Here is a 16162-nt window from a genome sequence, read left to right on the forward strand (position 1 = left end):
GACTCGCGCGCGGTGACTCACGCGGGCGTGCCGACCGCGGCCTCCGCCGGGGGGCCCGGCAGGTCGACCGTCGTGGCGGACCGTTCGCGCAGCGCGAGCGGCACGCGCAGGACCGCGATCCACACCAGGGCCGAGCCGAGCATGTGCAGACCGACGAGGATCTCGGGGAGGTCGGTGAAGTACTGGACGTAGCCGATGACGCCCTGGGCGAGCAGCACCAGGAACAGGTCCCGGGTGCGGTCCAGCGGGCTCTTCGGGGCGTCCACCGCCTTGAGGATGAACCACAGGGCGAACGTCAGCGTCACGACGATCCAGGCGAGGACGGCGTGCAGCTTGGCCACCGTCTCCCAGTCCAGCGGCATGCGGGCGACCTCGCTGGAGTCGCCGGCGTGCGGACCCGCACCGGTGACGACCGTGCCGACGGCGATCAGCAGCCCCGAGGCGAGGACCAGGAACCACACCAGCTGCCGCACGGGCCTGCCGACCAGCGCACGGGGCTCCCCGTCGCCCTCCAGGGAGCGCTGCCACATCACCGCGGCGACGGCGATCAACGCCGAGGCGGCCAGGAAGTGCGCCGCGACACTGTAGGGGTTCAGGCCCACGAGCACGACGATCCCGCCGAGCACGGCGTTGCTCATCACCAGCCAGAACTGCGCCCAGCCCAGCCGGGTCAGGCTCCGCCGGCGGGGCTTCTCGGAGCGGGCGGCGATGATCGCCCAGCCGACGGCCGCGCAGAGCACGTAGGTCAGCATGCGGTTGCCGAACTCGATGGCGCCGTGGAAGCCCATCGCGCTGGTCGTGGTGAGCGAGTCGTCGGTGCACTTGGGCCAGGTCGGGCAGCCCAGGCCGGAGCCCGTGAGGCGGACCGCGCCACCGGTGACCACGATGACCACGGACATCACGAGCGCGAAGAGAGCCGCTCGCCGGACCGTCCGAGGGGCCGGGGTCCAGCGTGCGGCGATGAAGGCGAGAGGGTTGCGCACGGCGGCTACGGCGTCGGCACGGGTCACGTTCAGCACGCCTCCCATCGTAAGCGGGCCGCTTGTGCACGCTTTCACGAGGGTCCCCCGAGCCGGGTGTCCGCTACTCCCAGCGGAAGAACCGGCCGGCCGCGGCGAGCCCGACGACCGCCCAGACCGCGAGGATCCCCAGGTCGCCCCAGGGCATGCCGGCGCCGTGCTGGAGCACGTCGCGCAGACCGTCGGAGAGCGCCGTGATGGGCAGCAGGCCGAGGGCGTCCTGCGCGGCGGGCGGGAACTTGTCGAGCGGCACGATCACCCCGCCGCCCACGAGCAGCAGCAGGAAGACCAGGTTGGCCGCGGCCAGCGTGGCCTCCGCCTTCAGGGTGCCCGCCATCAGCAGACCGGGGCCGGAGAAGGCCGCCGTGCCGAGGACCAGCAGCAGCAGGACGGCCGCGGGGTTGCCGTGCGGGTTCCAGCCCAGGGCGAAGGCGATGGCCGTCAGCAGGATCACCTGGAGGATCTCCGTGACCAGGACCGACAGCGTCTTCGCCGTCATCAGGCCCCAGCGCGGCAGCGGCGAGGAGGCCAGGCGCTTCAGCACGCCGTACCGCCGTTCGAAGCCGGTCGCGATGGCCTGTCCGGTGAAGGCCGTCGACATCACGGCGAGCGCGAGGATGCCGGGGGTGAGGAAGTCCACCGCCTTGCCCGCGCCGGTGTCGACGATGTCCACACCGCTGAACAGGACCAGCAGGAGGGTCGGGATCACGACGGTGAGCAGCAGCTGCTCACCGTTGCGCAGCAGCATCCTGGTCTCCAGCGCAGCCTGGGACCCGATCATGCGGGGGAGGGGTGCGGCCCCGGGGTTCGGCGTGTAGGTGCCGGTGGCGGTCACGAGCGCAGCTCCTTGCCGGTCAGCTCAAGAAAGACGTCCTCCAGGGTGTGCCGTTCCACCGAGATCCGCTCCGGCATCACCCCGTGCTGTGCGCACCACGAGGTGACCGTGGCGAGCAGCTGCGGATCGACCTTGCCCATGACCCGGTAGGAGCCCGGGGTCAGCTCGGCGGCGGAGCTGTCGGCGGGCAGGGCCTTGAGCAGGGAGCCGACGTCGAGGCCGGGACGGCCGGTGAAGCGCAGGGTGTTCTCGGCGCCGCCCCGGCACAGCTCCTCGGGGGAGCCCTGGGCGATGACCCCGCCCGCGTCGATGATCGCGACGTCGTCGGCGAGCTGCTCGGCCTCGTCCATGTAGTGCGTGGTGAGGATGACCGACACACCGTCCGCGCGCAGGTCGCGCACGAGGTCCCAGGCGGCACGGCGGGCCTGCGGGTCGAGGCCGGCCGTCGGCTCGTCCAGGAACACCAGCTCGGGACGGCCCACGACGGCCATCGCGAGCGCGAGGCGCTGCTGCTGGCCGCCGGAGAGCCGACGGTAGGCCGTGCGGCCGCAGGAGCCGAGCCCGAGGCGCTCGACGAGGGCGTCGACGTCCAGCGGATGCGCGTGCAGTCCGGCCACGTGCCGGAGCATCTCGTCGGCCCGCGCCCCGGAGTACACACCGCCCGACTGCAGCATCACGCCGATCCGTGGGCGCAGGTCGGCGGCCTGTCCGACCGGGTCGAGGCCGAGGACGCGGACCGTGCCGGAGTCCGGCCTGCGGTATCCCTCGCAGATCTCGATCGTGGTCGTCTTGCCGGCGCCGTTGGGTCCGAGGACGGCGGTGACGCCCGCCCCGGCCGTGAGGTCGAGGCCGTTCACCGCGGTCTTCGCCCCGTACCGCTTCACCAGGGCCTGGACCCGGACGACAGGCTCGCTTCGCATGACTCCAGAGTCTAGGTTCGCGGACCGGGGCCCGGACCGGGGGGTACGGAAACCGGCCGCTCACGAGGGGGAGGCCCGGGCGGCGCGCTCAGCACCCGTCCTCGCGCGGCCGGTGCAGCGGCAGCCACCGCTGTGCGTAGGCCACCGCGTCCGCGACCGGGAACAGCCGGGCGTCGGCCGCGCCGACCCTGCCGCGTACGACGTCGCGGTCGCGCTCGAAGTCGTGGCCGAGCTCGTCGAAGCGGTAGGAGTCGATGGACACCTCGGTCACCTCCTCCCAGCCGTCCGGGCCGGGCCGCCCCACTCTCACCAGGGGAGCGGGGATCCGGTATTCGGCCAGGTGGAAGCTGGTGCAGGCGTCGTATCCCGCGCCGAGCAGCAGTACGCGCGCGCCCCGTTTCTCCAGGCGTGCCAGCGGGCTGTCCTCGCCGAGCCGGCAGTTCGGCGCGTGCCCGTCCACGACCTCGGCCGCCCGCGCCCCGAGCGCCGCGAACGAGGTCTGCGGGTGGGCGCTGCGCCGGGCGCCGGGCCAGGTGCGGACCGTCTCCGGGATCACGCCGACGCCCCGGGCGGGAGTGAGGAGCGGGTCGTAGGCGGGCATGGTCGCCCGGATCGTGTCCCACCACTGTGCGGGCACCGGCGGACTGCGCCACACCGCCGGGTCGGACAGGTCTCCGGTCTGGGTGGGGACCACGAGGGTGCCGTCCGGGCCGAGCGCGTCCAGCAGTCCCCGCACGACCGCGACGGCGCCCCCGCACACCCAGCCGAGCGAGCTGAGGGAGGAGTGCACGAGAAGGATCTCTCCGGATTCGACGCCGAGCACGCCGAGCTCCGCCGCGAGGGTGTCACGGGTGACAAGTGGGCCGGTGGGAGGGGGTGTGGGCATGGTCCGGCAGTCTCCCCGAACGGGGGCGCGCGAGCCAGTGCTTTACGCGCCGCCCCTGCTCGCTCCGATCGGCCGGAGGCCGTTTCCCCAGGTCAGATTAGGTTTGCCTAAGTGACGCAGGGCACCGCCGAGTGGCCGGGCCGCCGCTTGCCTGCTTCTGAGGAATTACGCAACAATGGCGTTGTGAAAAACGTCGGCGAGGTTCGGGAGACCCCCACGGGGACCCCCCAGGAGGAACTCGCGACCGGTGAGCGGTCCACCCGCAACCGGGTCGCGCGATCCATCCTGGACCACGGGCCGTCGACCGTCACCGAGCTGGCCGGGCGGCTGGGGCTGACCCCCGCCGCCGTGCGCCGCCACCTCGACGCCCTGGTCGCCGACGACGTCGTGCAGGCCCGCGAGCAGCGCGTGTACGGCGCGCGCACGCGCGGGCGCCCCGCCAAGGTCTTCGCGCTCACCGACTGCGGCCGCGACGCCTTCGACCAGTCCTACGACAAGCTCGCCGCGGACGCCCTGCGCTTCATCCAGGAGCGGTTCGGCGGGGACGAGGCCGTCGTCGCCTTCGCGCGCGCCAGGATCGCCGAGCAGGCGGCCGCGTACCGCGAGGCCGTCGAGTCCGCCGCCCCCGAGGAGCGCACCGAAGCCCTGGCCAGGGCCCTGAGCGCGGACGGGTACGCTGCTACGGCGCGCAGCGCACCGGTCGGCGAGCAGCTGTGCCAGCACCACTGCCCCGTCGCCCATGTCGCGGAGAAGTTCCCGCAGCTCTGCGAGGCGGAGACCGAGTTCTTCTCCCAGCTGCTCGGCACGCACGTCCAGCGGCTGGCGACCATCGCGCACGGCGACGGCGTCTGCACGACGTTCATCCCCAGAGTTTCCACAGCCACCCATCACGCATCCACAAGCACGGCCGGGAGGAACCCCGCATGACTCTCCCCACGGAGACTGCCCACCCCGAACTCGAGGGTCTGGGTAAGTACGAATACGGCTGGGCCGACTCCGACACTGCCGGCGCCTCTGCGAAGCGCGGCATCAACGAGGACGTCGTCCGGGACATCTCCGAGAAGAAGTCCGAGCCGGAGTGGATGACGAAGCTCCGCCTCAAGGGCCTCAGGCTCTTCGAGAAGAAGCCGATGCCGAACTGGGGCTCGGACCTGTCGGGGATCGACTTCGACAACATCAAGTACTTCGTGCGCTCCACCGAGAAGCAGGCGGAGTCCTGGGAGGACCTCCCCGAGGACATCAAGAACACGTACGACAGGCTCGGCATCCCCGAGGCGGAGAAGCAGCGCCTCGTGGCCGGTGTCGCGGCCCAGTACGAGTCCGAGGTCGTCTACCACCAGATCCGTGAGGACCTGGAGGAGCAGGGCGTCATCTTCCTCGACACCGACACCGCGCTGAAGCAGCACCCGGAGCTCTTCAAGGAGTACTTCGGCACGGTCATCCCGGTCGGCGACAACAAGTTCGCGTCGCTGAACACCGCGGTGTGGTCCGGCGGCTCCTTCATCTACGTGCCGAAGGGCGTGCACGTCGAGATCCCGCTCCAGGCCTACTTCCGCATCAACACGGAGAACATGGGCCAGTTCGAGCGGACCCTGATCATCGTCGACGAGGGCGCCTACGTGCACTACGTCGAGGGCTGCACGGCGCCGATCTACAAGTCGGACTCGCTGCACAGCGCCGTGGTCGAGATCATCGTCAAGAAGAACGCCCGCTGCCGCTACACGACCATCCAGAACTGGTCGAACAACGTCTACAACCTGGTCACCAAGCGCGCCGTGGCGTACGAGGGCGCGACCATGGAGTGGATCGACGGCAACATCGGCTCCAAGGTGACGATGAAGTACCCGGCCGTCTACCTGATGGGCGAGCACGCCAAGGGCGAGACCCTGTCCATCGCCTTCGCGGGCGAGGGCCAGCACCAGGACGCCGGCTCCAAGATGGTCCACATGGCGCCGAACACCTCCTCCAACATCGTCTCCAAGTCGGTGGCGCGCGGAGGCGGCCGTACGTCCTACCGCGGTCTGGTCGAGATCGGCGAGGGCGCGCACGGTTCGAAGTCCAACGTGCTGTGCGACGCGCTGCTCGTCGACACCATCTCCCGCTCCGACACGTACCCCTACGTGGACGTCCGCGAGGACGACGTGTCCATGGGCCACGAGGCCACCGTCTCCAAGGTCAGCGACGATCAGCTCTTCTACCTGATGAGCCGTGGCATGACCGAGTTCGAGGCGATGGCGATGATCGTGCGCGGCTTCGTCGAGCCCATCGCGAAGGAGCTGCCCATGGAGTACGCCCTCGAGCTCAACCGGCTGATCGAGCTGCAGATGGAAGGCGCGGTCGGCTAGGACCCGCCCCCGAAGCAGTCGCCAGATTTCTTGACGAAGGAAGAGAGCAGACCGACAGCCATGGCTGAGGCTCAGAACATCCCGGTGGGGTCCACCACCGCCGGACAGATCGCGGTGGCCGCCGAGTCGACCGTCGCCACGCGCATGAGCGCGCCCCCGTCCTTCGACGTCGCGGACTTCCCGGTCCCGCACGGCCGCGAGGAGGAGTGGCGGTTCACGCCGCTGGAGCGGCTGCGCGGCCTGCACGACGGCACCGCCGTCGCCACCGGCGAGGGCGTCAAGGTCGCCGTCGAGGCCCCCGAGGGCGTCGTCGTCGAACTCGTCGGCCGCGACGACGCGCGCCTCGGCCGGGCGGGCACCCCGGTGGACCGGGTCGCCGCCCAGGCGTACTCCGCGTTCGAGAAGGCCGGTGTGATCACCGTCCCCAAGGAGACGGTGCTCACCGAGCCGATCCGCATCACGGTGCACGGCGAGGGCGGGGTCTCCTACGGCCACCAGGTCATCGAGCTGGGCGCCTTCGCCGAGGCCGTCGTCGTCATCGACCACACCGGTGACGCCGTGCTCGCCGCCAACGTCGACTACGTCCTCGGGGACGGCGCGAAGCTCACCGTCGTCTCCGTCCAGGACTGGGACGACAAGGCCGTGCACGTGGCCCAGCACAACGCCCTCGTCGGCCGGGACGCGAGCTTCAAGTCGGTCGTGGTCACCTTCGGCGGCGACCTCGTCCGCCTGAACCCGCGCGTGGCGTACGCCGGCCCCGGCGCCGAGGCCGAGCTGTTCGGTCTGTACTTCACGGACGCCGGTCAGCACCAGGAGCACCGTCTGCTGGTCGACCACAACGTCCCGCACTGCAAGTCCAACGTCGTCTACAAGGGCGCCCTGCAGGGCGAGGCCGCCCACGCCGTCTGGATCGGCGACGTGCTCATCGAGGCCCAGGCCGAGGGCACCGACACCTACGAGATGAACCGCAACCTCGTCCTCACCGACGGCGCGCGGGTCGACTCGGTGCCGAACCTGGAGATCGAGACCGGCGAGATCGTCGGCGCCGGCCACGCCTCGGCGACCGGCCGCTTCGACGACGAGCAGCTCTTCTACCTGATGGCCCGCGGCATCCCGGCCGACGAGGCCCGTCGCCTGGTGGTCCGCGGCTTCTTCGCCGAGCTGGTCCAGCAGATCGGCGTCGACGACATCGAGGAGCGCCTCCTCGCCAGGATCGAGACCGAGCTGAAGGCCACCGTCTGATGGCCGACGACCGTGCTCCCTTCGTCCGCGTCTGCGCGCTGAGCGAGCTGGACGAGGACACCCCCAAGCGGGTGGAGCTCGACGGCACGCCGGTCTCGCTCGTCCGGACGGTGGGCGAGGTGTTCGCCATCCACGACATCTGCTCGCACGCGAACGTCTCGCTCTCGGAGGGCGAGGTGGAGGACTGCCAGATCGAGTGCTGGCTGCACGGCTCCTCGTTCGACCTGCGCACCGGCAAGCCGTCCGGCCTTCCCGCGACGCGCCCCGTCCCCGTATACCCCGTAAAGATCGAAGGGGACGACGTGCTCGTCTCCCTTTCCCAGGAGTCCTGAGGCACCCATGGCAACGCTTGAAATCCGAGACCTGCACGTCACCGTCGAGGCCGACAACGCCACGAAGGAGATCCTCAAGGGCGTCGACCTCACCGTGAAGCAGGGCGAGACGCACGCCATCATGGGCCCCAACGGCTCCGGCAAGTCGACGCTCGCCTACTCGCTCGCGGGTCACCCGAAGTACACGGTCACCGGCGGCACCGTCACCCTCGACGGCGAGGACGTCCTGGAGATGTCCGTCGACGAGCGCGCCCGCGCCGGCCTGTTCCTCGCCATGCAGTACCCGGTCGAGGTCCCCGGCGTCTCCGTGTCGAACTTCCTGCGCACCTCCGCCACCGCCGTCCGCGGCGAGGCCCCCAAGCTGCGCACCTGGGTGAAGGAGGTCAAGGAGGCCATGCAGCGCCTCAACATGGACACCTCCTTCGCCGAGCGCAACGTCAACGAGGGCTTCTCCGGCGGTGAGAAGAAGCGCCACGAGATCCTCCAGCTGGAGCTGCTGCGGCCGAAGGTCGCGATCCTCGACGAGACCGACTCCGGCCTCGACGTCGACGCCCTGCGCATCGTCTCCGAGGGCGTCAACCGCGTCCGCGAGACCGGCGAGGTCGGCACCCTGCTGATCACGCACTACACGCGCATCCTGCGCTACATCAAGCCCGACTTCGTCCACGTCTTCTCGGGCGGCCGCATCGTCGAGTCCGGCGGCGCCGAGCTCGCCGACAAGCTGGAGAACGAGGGCTACGAGGTCTATGCGAAGCTCGACGGAGCCGACACGAAGGGTGGCGTATCCGCGTGACACAGCTGCCGGGCCTCCTCGACGTCGAGGCGATCCGCAAGGACTTCCCCATCCTGGACCGTCAGGTCCACGACGGTAAGAAGCTCGTGTACCTGGACAACGCGGCGACGTCGCAGAAGCCGCGCCAGGTGCTGGACGCCCTCAACGAGTACTACGAGCGCTACAACGCCAACGTCCACCGCGGTGTGCATGTGCTCGCCGAGGAGGCCACGGCGCTGTACGAGGGCGCGCGCGACAAGGTCGCCGCGTTCGTCAACGCGCCCAGCCGCGACGAGGTGATCTTCACCAAGAACGCCTCGGAGTCGCTCAACCTCGTGGCGAACATGCTGGGCTGGGCCGACGAGCCCTACCGCGTGGACTCCGAGACCGAGATCGTCATCACGGAGATGGAGCACCACTCCAACATCGTGCCGTGGCAGCTGCTGGCGCAGCGCACGGGCGCGAAGCTGAAGTGGTTCGGCCTCACCGACGACGGACGGCTGGACCTGTCGAACATCGACGAGATCATCACGGAGAAGACGAAGATCGTCTCCTTCGTGCTGGTGTCGAACATCCTCGGCACCCTGAACCCGGTCGAGGCGATAGTGCGCCGCGCGCAGGAGGTCGGGGCGCTCGTGTGCATCGACGCCTCGCAGGCCGCGCCGCACATGCCGCTGGACGTGCAGGCCCTGCAGGCCGACTTCGTGGCCTTCACCGGCCACAAGATGTGCGGCCCGACCGGCATCGGCGTCCTGTGGGGGCGCCAGGAGCTGCTCGAGGACCTGCCGCCGTTCCTCGGCGGCGGGGAGATGATCGAGACCGTGTCGATGCACTCCTCGACCTACGCTCCGGCCCCGCACAAGTTCGAGGCGGGCACCCCGCCGATCGCCCAGGCCGTGGGCCTCGGCGCGGCGATCGACTACCTGAACTCGATCGGCATGGACAAGATCCTCGCCCACGAGCACGCGCTCACCGAGTACGCGGTGAAGAAGCTCGGCGAGGTCCCCGACCTGCGCATCATCGGCCCGGCCACGGCCGAGGACCGGGGCGCGGCGATCTCCTTCACGCTCGGCGACATCCACCCGCACGACGTGGGCCAGGTGCTGGACGAGGAGGGCATCGCGGTCCGGGTGGGCCACCACTGCGCCCGCCCCGTCTGCCTGCGCTACGGAATTCCCGCGACCACACGAGCGTCGTTCTACCTGTACTCCACGCCGGCCGAGATCGACGCTCTGGTCGACGGTCTGGAGCACGTACGGAACTTCTTCGGCTGAGGGGTTGGCGAGCGAGCGGATGAAGCTGGACTCGATGTACCAGGAAGTCATCCTGGACCACTACAAGCACCCGCACGGGCGTGGTCTGCGCGATGGCGACGCCGAGGTGCACCACGTCAATCCGACGTGCGGCGACGAGATCACCCTGCGGGTGAGGTACGACGGCACGAAGATCGAGGACGTCAGTTACGAGGGCCAGGGCTGTTCCATCAGCCAGGCCAGCGCCTCCGTCCTGAACGACCTGCTGGTCGGCAAGGACCTGGCGGACGCGCAGAAGATCCAGGAGACCTTCCTGGAGCTGATGCAGTCCAAGGGGAAGATCGAGCCCGACGACGCGATGGAGGAGGTGCTGGAGGACGCGGTCGCGTTCGCCGGCGTCTCCAAGTACCCGGCCCGGGTCAAGTGCGCCCTCCTCAGCTGGATGGCGTGGAAGGACGCGACGGCCCAGGCCCTGGGCGGAGCCGACGCCGAAAGGAACACGGCATGAGCGAGACCCTTGAGATGAAGCCCGCCTCGGAGGAGGAAGTCCGCGAGGCGTTGTACGACGTCGTCGACCCCGAGCTGGGCATCGACGTGGTCAACCTCGGCCTGATCTACGGCATTCACATCGACGACGCGAACATCGCGACGATCGACATGACCCTGACGTCGGCGGCGTGTCCGCTGACGGACGTCATCGAGGACCAGGCGAAGTCCGCCACGGACGGTCTGGTCAACGAGCTGCGCATCAACTGGGTCTGGATGCCCCCGTGGGGGCCGGACAAGATCACGGACGACGGCCGCGAGCAGCTGCGCGCGCTCGGCTTCAACGTCTGACGGCCTGACAGGTGTGGCCCCCCGGCAAACTCTGCCGGGGGGCCACACCTGTGTGCGGGGCAGTCTGCGCGCGGGGCAGTCTCAGCCGAGGCCGTCGACGACGCGGAACATGAAGTCCTGCCGGTTGGTCGTGTTGTAGCCGTAAGGATCCAGTCGCACCTGGAAGTTCCGGTGCCGCAGCGCGTAGTTGGGGTAGTTCAGCGACTGCAGCACCACCGCGCCCTGGTACCCCGAGTATCCGGGGCAGAAGGTGGCGTCCTGCTGGAACAGGCTGGAGCCGTCGTTGCGGTCGGCGTGCAGCACGAAGTCCCGGTGGCGCAGGTAGGCGCCGTCGGCCGTCCTGAACGAGTAACAGGAGCCGTTCGCCAGGCCCTTGACCACGTCGAAGGTGGAGTCGGCGCGCGACTCGGAGCCGCCCGGCGCGTCGAGCTTCACCAGACCGCCGCTCACATGCCAGTAGCGGTCGGGGTAGTTGACCGCCTGGACCGACCGCCAGTAGGCGCCGGGCTGCGGGTCGGCCGGCTTCTTCGTCGGCTCGGGGGCGGGGCCGGTCGACGCGCCCGGCGACGAACTGCCTTGCGGCCGGGGTGAGGACGAGGACGAGGGCGACGGCGACGAGGACGGCGAGGCGGACGGGGACCCGCTCCCGTGGCCCGTGGGCGTCGACGACGTGCTCGCGGAGGGCGTGGCGAAGGAGATCAGCCCGCCGCCCTCGGTCTCGTCGTCCGCCAGCGTCCGGCCCTGACGGGCGTCCGACTTCTCCTCGACAGGCCTGTCGTTCAGGGCGATGGTGGTCACGCAGGCCACGATGGTGGCCACGGCGAGTCCGCCGGCCAACCACAGGCGTCGTGTTCCGGGGGCCCGGGAGCTGTCCGGGGCCCAGCCGTTCTCCCAGGGTTCTTCCTGGGACGGCCGGGACTTGTTTATTGGCATGCGCTGGTCCTCCAGCGGCGCTCATGGCGGCGGCCGCGGCTGCGATGGCCCGGTGTGTGAACGGTGAAACAGTAGTGGAACCGGTGGCACGCGTTCAGCCGTTTGAGCGAGCGCTTTCCATAACGCTTTTGAATCCCCGCCCGTTGTGTACGGGCGTACGCATCGCTGTGTACCCTTGTCCGCATGGGATATCTGACGCTCGCCGGCGCCATCGCCGCCGAGGTGGCCGCGACCACGGTCATGAAGTACAGCGACGGCTTCAGCAGGCTCTGGCCCTCGCTGTTGACGGCCGCCGGCTATGTCGTCTCCTTCTTTCTCCTGGCCCGGACCCTGAAGACCGTGGGCATCGGCACGGCGTACGCCATCTGGGCCGGGACCGGCACCGCCGCCATCGCCCTCATAGGACTGGCCCTGTTCGAGGAGTCCCTGACCCTCGGCAAGGTCGCCGGCATCCTGCTGATCGTCGCGGGGGTCGTCGTGCTGAACCTGGGAGGTGCGCACTGATGCCCCGCCGCCACGACCCCGAACGGCGCCAGCGGATCATCGACGCGGCGATCCGCGTCGTCGGGAACAAGGGCCTGGCCGGGCTGAGTCACCGCACGGTCGCCGCCGAGGCGGACGTGCCGCTCGGCTCGACCACGTACCACTTCGCCACACTCGACGAGCTGATGACCGCCGCCCTGCGGCAGGCCAACGAGGGCTTCGCCAAGGTGATCGCCGCGCGCGGCGGACTGACCGACGCGGGCGCCGACCTGCCCGCCGAACTGGCCGGACTGCTCGGCGAGTGGCTCGCCGGCGACCGCACCGGGGTCGAGCTGGAGTACGAGCTCTACCTCGCCGCTCTGCGCCGCCCGGCCCTGCGTCCCGTCGCCGCCGAATGGGCCGAGGACGTCGCCGCCCTGCTCGCCCGCCGCACGGATCCGCTCACCGCACGCGCCCTGGTGGCGCTGATGGACGGCATCTGCCTCCAGGTCCTGCTGACGGGCGCTCCCTACGACGAGGAGTACGCCAGGGACGCGCTCTCCCGGCTCATGCCCCGGCCCCGCCCGGACACCGAAGCCCCATCCGCCCCGCGGCCGAGCGGAGGCCCTGCGGGACGCTGAGCGCCCTTCCCAGGCCTCCCGATACCCCCTCCCGAGTCCCTCAACTCCCGCTGCTCACCCGGGCGTCGGGGGGACGGCCGCGGCCCGCAGCGCACCGGATCCCCGACCGGCCCGGGGGAGCGGTCCAGGGACGTGACGCTCGGGGCCCTCCCGGCCTGCGGGACCGCCACCTGAGACATCGCTGTGCGGGGTTGGCCTCCGCGGGCCCCCGCCGGTTAGGTTGCCCTCATGACCGACACGACTGCTCCTCGCACCACCGGCGCCGTGGCCGGCGGCCTCGCCACGATCGCCGCCGACGGCACCGTTCTCGACACCTGGTTCCCCGCGCCCGCGCTGCTCGCGGAGTCCGGCCCCTCCGGCACCGAGCGCCTGTCCGCCGAGCGGGCCGTCGAGCTGCTCGGCGCGGGCGCGGCCCGCGCGATCGGCCCGGACGCCCGCCGTGGCGTCGAGGTCGTCGCGGTCCGCACGGTCATCGCCTCCCTGGACGACAAGCCCCTCGACGCGCACGACGTCTACCTGCGCCTCCACCTTCTCTCCCACCGTCTGGTCAAGCCGCACGGGCAGAGCCTGGACGGCATGTTCGGCCACCTCGCCAACGTCGCCTGGACCTCGCTCGGCCCGGTCGCCGTCGACGACGTCGAGAAGGTCCGGCTGAACGCCCGCGCCGAGGGCCTGCACCTCCAGGTGACCTCCATCGACAAGTTCCCCCGCATGACGGACTACGTCGCCCCCAAGGGCGTCCGCATCGCCGACGCCGACCGGGTCCGCCTCGGCGCACACCTGGCCGAGGGCACGACGGTCATGCACGAGGGCTTCGTCAACTTCAACGCCGGCACGCTCGGCACCTCGATGGTCGAGGGCCGCATCTCCGCGGGCGTCGTCGTCGGCGACGGCTCGGACATCGGCGGCGGCGCGTCCACGATGGGCACGCTGTCCGGCGGCGGCAGCGTGATCATCTCCATCGGGGAGCGCTGCCTCGTCGGCGCCGAGGCGGGCGTCGGCATCGCCCTCGGCGACGAGTGCGTCGTCGAGGCCGGCCTGTACGTCACGGCGGGCACCCGGATCACCATGCCCGACGGCCAGATCGTCAAGGCCCGCGAACTCTCCGGGGCCTCGAACATCCTCTTCCGCCGCAACTCGGTCACCGGCGCCGTCGAGGCCCGCCCGAACAACGCGGTCTGGGGCGGCCTGAACGAGATCCTGCACAGCCACAACTGACGTGAGCCGCCGGCCGCCGGGTCACGGGGTCGTCAGGACGACCAGTTGCCGGGTGGCTCGGGTCATCGCGACGTAGTGGTCGACCGCTCCCTGGACGCCCTCGCCGTACCTGTCCGGGTCGACGAGGACGACGAGGTCGAACTCGAGCCCCTTCGACAGTTCGGGGGTCAGTGAGCGGACGCGGGACGTGGCGCGGAACGTGGGATCGCCGATCACGCAGGCGGTCCCTTCCGCGTGGTCGGCGAGCCACGCGTCCAGGACCGGCTGCAGCTGCGTGACGGACCCGTGCACGACGGGGGCGCCGCCGCTGCGGATCGAGGTGGGCACGTTGGCGTCCGGGAGCACCGCCCGGATGACCGGCTCGGCCTCGGTCATGATCTCCTGCGGCGTGCGGTAGTTGATGCTCAGGGAGGCCAGGCCGATCCGGTCGAACCCGACCCGGCCCAGCCGTTCCCGCCACGACTCGGTGAAGCCGTGCCGGGCCTGGGCGCGGTCGCCGACGATGGTGAAGCTGCGCGAGGGACAGCGCAGCAGCAGCATCTGCCACTCCGCGTCGGTCAGTTCCTGCGCCTCGTCGACGACGATGTGCGCGAACGGGCCGGCCAGCAGATCCGGGTCGACGACCGGCAGCTCGGCGTTGTCGACCAGGCTGACCTTGGCGTCCTCGCCGCGCAGCATCGTCACCAGGCCCTCGCCGTCGTCGCCGTCGGCGCCGGAGTCGGCCACGGCCCGGATCAGGTTGTCCACGACGTGGTCCATGCGCTCGCGCTGGGCGGCGAGGACGGCCTTGTGCCGGCGGGTGCGCCTGGCCGCCTCCGGATCGCCGACGCGCTGCCGCGCCGCGTCCAGGAGCGGCAGGTCGGACACCGTCCAGGCCTGGGCCTGTGAGCGCTGCAGCCGCGTCACCTCGTCCGGCTTCAGCCACGGGGCGCACATCCGCAGGTAGGCGGGCACCGTCCACAGGTCCCCGACGAGGTCGCTCGCCTCGAGCAGCGGCCACGCCCGGTTGAAGGCCGTCGCCAGCTCCCTGTTCTGCAGCAGCGACTTGCGCAGCAGCGCGGGCGGGGCGTCGCCGTCGTGCTTGTCCATCAGGATCGTGAGCAGTTCCTCCCAGACCTGTTCGCGCGCCTCGTTGTGCGGCGTGCCCGGTTCCGCCGCGTCGAACGCGACGGCCCAGTCGTCGGCGCTCAGCCGGACGTCGGACCAGTGGGTGGTGACCGTCATCCCCTCGGAGGGCGGTTCCTCGTAGAACGCGACGGCCTTCTCGATCGCCTCCACGAGATCCGCGGACGACTTCAGCCGGGCCGCCTCCGGGTCGGCCTCGGGCTGCGCCTGGGCGCCCTCGGCGACGAGGTCCCGCAGGGTGCACGTCTGCACCCCCTCCTCGCCGAGACTGGGCAGCACGTCGGCGACGTAGGCGAGGTAGGGCCGGTGCGGGCCGACGAACAGCACGCCTCCCCGGCGGTGGCCGAGGCGGGGGTCGGAATAGAGGAGGTAGGCGGAACGGTGCAGCGCGACGACGGTCTTGCCCGTTCCCGGGCCGCCGTCGACCACCAGGGCGCCGCGTGAGCTCGCCCGGATGACGGCGTCCTGGTCGGCCTGGATGGTGCCGAGCACGTCCCGCATCCGGGCCGAGCGGTTGCCGCCCAGGCTGGCGATGAACGCGGACTGGTCGTCGAGCGCCGCATGCCCGGCGAACCCGTCCGCCGTGAACACCTCGTCCCAGTAGTCGCTGATCCGGCCGTTGGTCCAGCGGTACCGGCGGCGGCTGGCCAGGCCCATCGGGTTGGCGTGGGTGGCTCCGAAGAACGGCTCGGCCGCGGGGGAGCGCCAGTCGAGCAGCAGCCGCCGCCCCGCGCTGTCGGTGAGTCCGAGCCGTCCGACGTACACGGGCTCGCCGTCGTCGCCGACCATGTGCCCGAGGCACAGGTCCAGCCCGAAGCGGCGCAGGGCGCGCAGCCGAGCGGTCAGCCGGTGGATCTCCGTGTCGCGGTCCATCGCCCCCCGACCGAGTCCGCCGGGCGCCCTGCGCTCGGCGTCGAGGCGGTCGGACACGTCGGCGATCGACTGCTCCAGACACTCCGCGACGGCCGCGAAGTGCCGCTCGTCGCCGGCGATCAGCTTCGGGTCGGCCTTGTGGGACAGCCGCTCGGGAAGGTCGAAGGCCCCGGTGGTCAGGGGGGTCACGTCATCAGCTCCGATATGAGATCGCTTGCGACCGCGGTGGTCCGTGCCGCCGGGGTACGCCCATTCTCGTGCTTCTCGTAGGTCTCGTGTTCTCGTCTTCACCCGCGGGTGCCGGCCACCCGTCCGCGCGCGGGTCCGGGCTCGGGCCCAGGTCGGAGATTCTGCGTCATGACGGGGGCCTTGCCGCAAGCCCCCCGGTGCGCTATATGTTGAACATGGCAAGGAGTGCGTGACCTCCTTGCCTTTGTCGTTTCCTTCCCTCCCCGCGTCCGGCCGCCGT

Annotated in this window: 17 protein-coding genes; 11 read left to right on the forward strand and 6 right to left on the reverse strand. The window is 70.8% G+C overall.

Annotated elements, in window-relative coordinates; translation table 11 throughout:
• Positions 1 to 17: 17 nt before the first annotated feature.
• The 4 genes from Sri02f_RS06240 to Sri02f_RS06255 form a co-directional block, all read right to left on the reverse strand.
• The gene (locus Sri02f_RS06240; RefSeq protein ID WP_109000053.1) at positions 18 to 1028 is read right to left on the reverse strand and encodes a COX15/CtaA family protein; all 1011 of its coding nucleotides are present in this window, start codon (positions 1026 to 1028) and stop codon (positions 18 to 20) included.
• Positions 1029 to 1083: 55 nt separating this feature from the next.
• Entirely contained in the window at positions 1084 to 1800 is a 717-nt protein-coding gene (locus tag Sri02f_RS06245; RefSeq protein ID WP_245970482.1) for an ABC transporter permease, read from the reverse strand.
• A gap of 50 nt (positions 1801 to 1850) precedes the next feature.
• A complete protein-coding gene (locus Sri02f_RS06250) occupies positions 1851 to 2774 on the reverse strand; it encodes an ABC transporter ATP-binding protein (protein ID WP_109000055.1) in 924 nt (307 codons plus the stop codon).
• A gap of 88 nt (positions 2775 to 2862) precedes the next feature.
• Entirely contained in the window at positions 2863 to 3660 is a 798-nt protein-coding gene (locus tag Sri02f_RS06255) for an AAC(3) family N-acetyltransferase (RefSeq protein ID WP_109000056.1), read from the reverse strand.
• 183 nt (positions 3661 to 3843) lie between these two features.
• Between Sri02f_RS06255 and Sri02f_RS06260 the strand changes: the two genes are divergently transcribed.
• From Sri02f_RS06260 to Sri02f_RS06295, 8 genes are read left to right on the forward strand one after another with little or no spacing between them, the layout of a single operon-like run.
• The gene (locus tag Sri02f_RS06260; protein WP_109000057.1) at positions 3844 to 4587 is read left to right on the forward strand and encodes a helix-turn-helix transcriptional regulator; all 744 of its coding nucleotides are present in this window, start codon (positions 3844 to 3846) and stop codon (positions 4585 to 4587) included.
• The gene (gene sufB / locus Sri02f_RS06265; protein WP_109000058.1) at positions 4584 to 6005 is read left to right on the forward strand and encodes a Fe-S cluster assembly protein SufB; all 1422 of its coding nucleotides are present in this window, start codon (positions 4584 to 4586) and stop codon (positions 6003 to 6005) included. The genes Sri02f_RS06260 and sufB overlap by 4 nt, the downstream gene beginning before the upstream one ends.
• 60 nt (positions 6006 to 6065) lie before the next feature.
• On the forward strand, positions 6066 to 7247 hold the full coding sequence (sufD, locus tag Sri02f_RS06270) for a Fe-S cluster assembly protein SufD (protein WP_109000059.1): 1182 nt from the start codon (positions 6066 to 6068) through the stop codon (positions 7245 to 7247).
• Positions 7247 to 7579, forward strand: a complete 333-nt coding sequence (locus Sri02f_RS06275) for a non-heme iron oxygenase ferredoxin subunit (protein ID WP_109000060.1) — start codon at positions 7247 to 7249, stop codon at positions 7577 to 7579. The genes sufD and Sri02f_RS06275 overlap by 1 nt, the downstream gene beginning before the upstream one ends.
• 7 nt (positions 7580 to 7586) lie before the next feature.
• On the forward strand, positions 7587 to 8372 hold the full coding sequence (gene sufC, locus Sri02f_RS06280) for a Fe-S cluster assembly ATPase SufC (protein WP_109000061.1): 786 nt from the start codon (positions 7587 to 7589) through the stop codon (positions 8370 to 8372).
• The gene (locus Sri02f_RS06285; protein ID WP_109000062.1) at positions 8369 to 9625 is read left to right on the forward strand and encodes a cysteine desulfurase; all 1257 of its coding nucleotides are present in this window, start codon (positions 8369 to 8371) and stop codon (positions 9623 to 9625) included. The genes sufC and Sri02f_RS06285 overlap by 4 nt, the downstream gene beginning before the upstream one ends.
• Before the next feature lie 19 nt (positions 9626 to 9644).
• Complete coding sequence (sufU, locus tag Sri02f_RS06290) at positions 9645 to 10112, forward strand: Fe-S cluster assembly sulfur transfer protein SufU (protein WP_109000063.1); 468 nt, start codon at positions 9645 to 9647, stop codon at positions 10110 to 10112.
• Positions 10109 to 10441: a metal-sulfur cluster assembly factor gene (locus Sri02f_RS06295; RefSeq protein WP_020130530.1), complete on the forward strand. Its 333-nt coding sequence runs from the start codon at positions 10109 to 10111 to the stop codon at positions 10439 to 10441. The genes sufU and Sri02f_RS06295 overlap by 4 nt, the downstream gene beginning before the upstream one ends.
• Before the next feature lie 81 nt (positions 10442 to 10522).
• On the opposite strand, the gene Sri02f_RS06300 is transcribed toward Sri02f_RS06295, so the two are convergent.
• Positions 10523 to 11374: an AbfB domain-containing protein gene (locus tag Sri02f_RS06300; protein ID WP_109000064.1), complete on the reverse strand. Its 852-nt coding sequence runs from the start codon at positions 11372 to 11374 to the stop codon at positions 10523 to 10525.
• A 183-nt stretch (positions 11375 to 11557) separates the two neighbouring features.
• Between Sri02f_RS06300 and Sri02f_RS06305 the strand changes: the two genes are divergently transcribed.
• The 3 genes from Sri02f_RS06305 (at position 11558) to dapD (ending at position 13695) form a co-directional block, all read left to right on the forward strand.
• A complete protein-coding gene (locus Sri02f_RS06305; protein ID WP_109000065.1) occupies positions 11558 to 11878 on the forward strand; it encodes a DMT family transporter in 321 nt (106 codons plus the stop codon).
• The gene (locus Sri02f_RS06310) at positions 11878 to 12477 is read left to right on the forward strand and encodes a TetR/AcrR family transcriptional regulator (protein ID WP_109000066.1); all 600 of its coding nucleotides are present in this window, start codon (positions 11878 to 11880) and stop codon (positions 12475 to 12477) included. Before Sri02f_RS06305 ends, Sri02f_RS06310 begins: the two co-directional genes overlap by 1 nt.
• A 228-nt stretch (positions 12478 to 12705) precedes the next feature.
• Positions 12706 to 13695 (forward strand): 2,3,4,5-tetrahydropyridine-2,6-dicarboxylate N-succinyltransferase, encoded by a 990-nt coding sequence (gene dapD, locus Sri02f_RS06315; RefSeq protein ID WP_109000067.1) that lies wholly within the window; start codon positions 12706 to 12708, stop codon positions 13693 to 13695.
• A 21-nt stretch (positions 13696 to 13716) separates the two neighbouring features.
• Here dapD and helR read toward each other — a convergent pair whose 3' ends face one another.
• Positions 13717 to 15882, reverse strand: coding sequence for an RNA polymerase recycling motor ATPase HelR (gene helR, locus Sri02f_RS06320; protein ID WP_109000068.1), 2166 nt, complete (start codon positions 15880 to 15882; stop codon positions 13717 to 13719).
• Positions 15883 to 16162 lie beyond the last annotated feature (280 nt).

This window comes from Streptomyces rishiriensis (assembly GCF_003112535.1).
Lineage (GTDB): Bacteria > Actinomycetota > Actinomycetes > Streptomycetales > Streptomycetaceae > Streptomyces > Streptomyces rishiriensis.

Bases quoted from the DNA above. Each gene is read 5' to 3' on its own strand.
- Sri02f_RS06255 (WP_109000056.1), bottom strand. From the start codon at position 3,660: ATGCCCACACCCCCTCCCACCGGCCCACTTGTCACCCGTGACACCCTC.
- Sri02f_RS06305 (WP_109000065.1), top strand. From the start codon at position 11,558: ATGGGATATCTGACGCTCGCCGGCGCCATCGCCGCCGAGGTGGCCGCG.
- sufU (WP_109000063.1), top strand. From the start codon at position 9,645: ATGAAGCTGGACTCGATGTACCAGGAAGTCATCCTGGACCACTACAAG.
- sufD (WP_109000059.1), top strand. From the start codon at position 6,066: ATGGCTGAGGCTCAGAACATCCCGGTGGGGTCCACCACCGCCGGACAG.
- sufB (WP_109000058.1), top strand. From the start codon at position 4,584: ATGACTCTCCCCACGGAGACTGCCCACCCCGAACTCGAGGGTCTGGGT.
- Sri02f_RS06295 (WP_020130530.1), top strand. From the start codon at position 10,109: ATGAGCGAGACCCTTGAGATGAAGCCCGCCTCGGAGGAGGAAGTCCGC.
- sufC (WP_109000061.1), top strand. From the start codon at position 7,587: ATGGCAACGCTTGAAATCCGAGACCTGCACGTCACCGTCGAGGCCGAC.
- Sri02f_RS06240 (WP_109000053.1), bottom strand. From the start codon at position 1,028: ATGGGAGGCGTGCTGAACGTGACCCGTGCCGACGCCGTAGCCGCCGTG.
- dapD (WP_109000067.1), top strand. From the start codon at position 12,706: ATGACCGACACGACTGCTCCTCGCACCACCGGCGCCGTGGCCGGCGGC.
- Sri02f_RS06245 (WP_245970482.1), bottom strand. From the start codon at position 1,800: ATGATCGGGTCCCAGGCTGCGCTGGAGACCAGGATGCTGCTGCGCAAC.
- Sri02f_RS06310 (WP_109000066.1), top strand. From the start codon at position 11,878: ATGCCCCGCCGCCACGACCCCGAACGGCGCCAGCGGATCATCGACGCG.
- Sri02f_RS06300 (WP_109000064.1), bottom strand. From the start codon at position 11,374: ATGCCAATAAACAAGTCCCGGCCGTCCCAGGAAGAACCCTGGGAGAAC.
- Sri02f_RS06275 (WP_109000060.1), top strand. From the start codon at position 7,247: ATGGCCGACGACCGTGCTCCCTTCGTCCGCGTCTGCGCGCTGAGCGAG.
- Sri02f_RS06250 (WP_109000055.1), bottom strand. From the start codon at position 2,774: ATGCGAAGCGAGCCTGTCGTCCGGGTCCAGGCCCTGGTGAAGCGGTAC.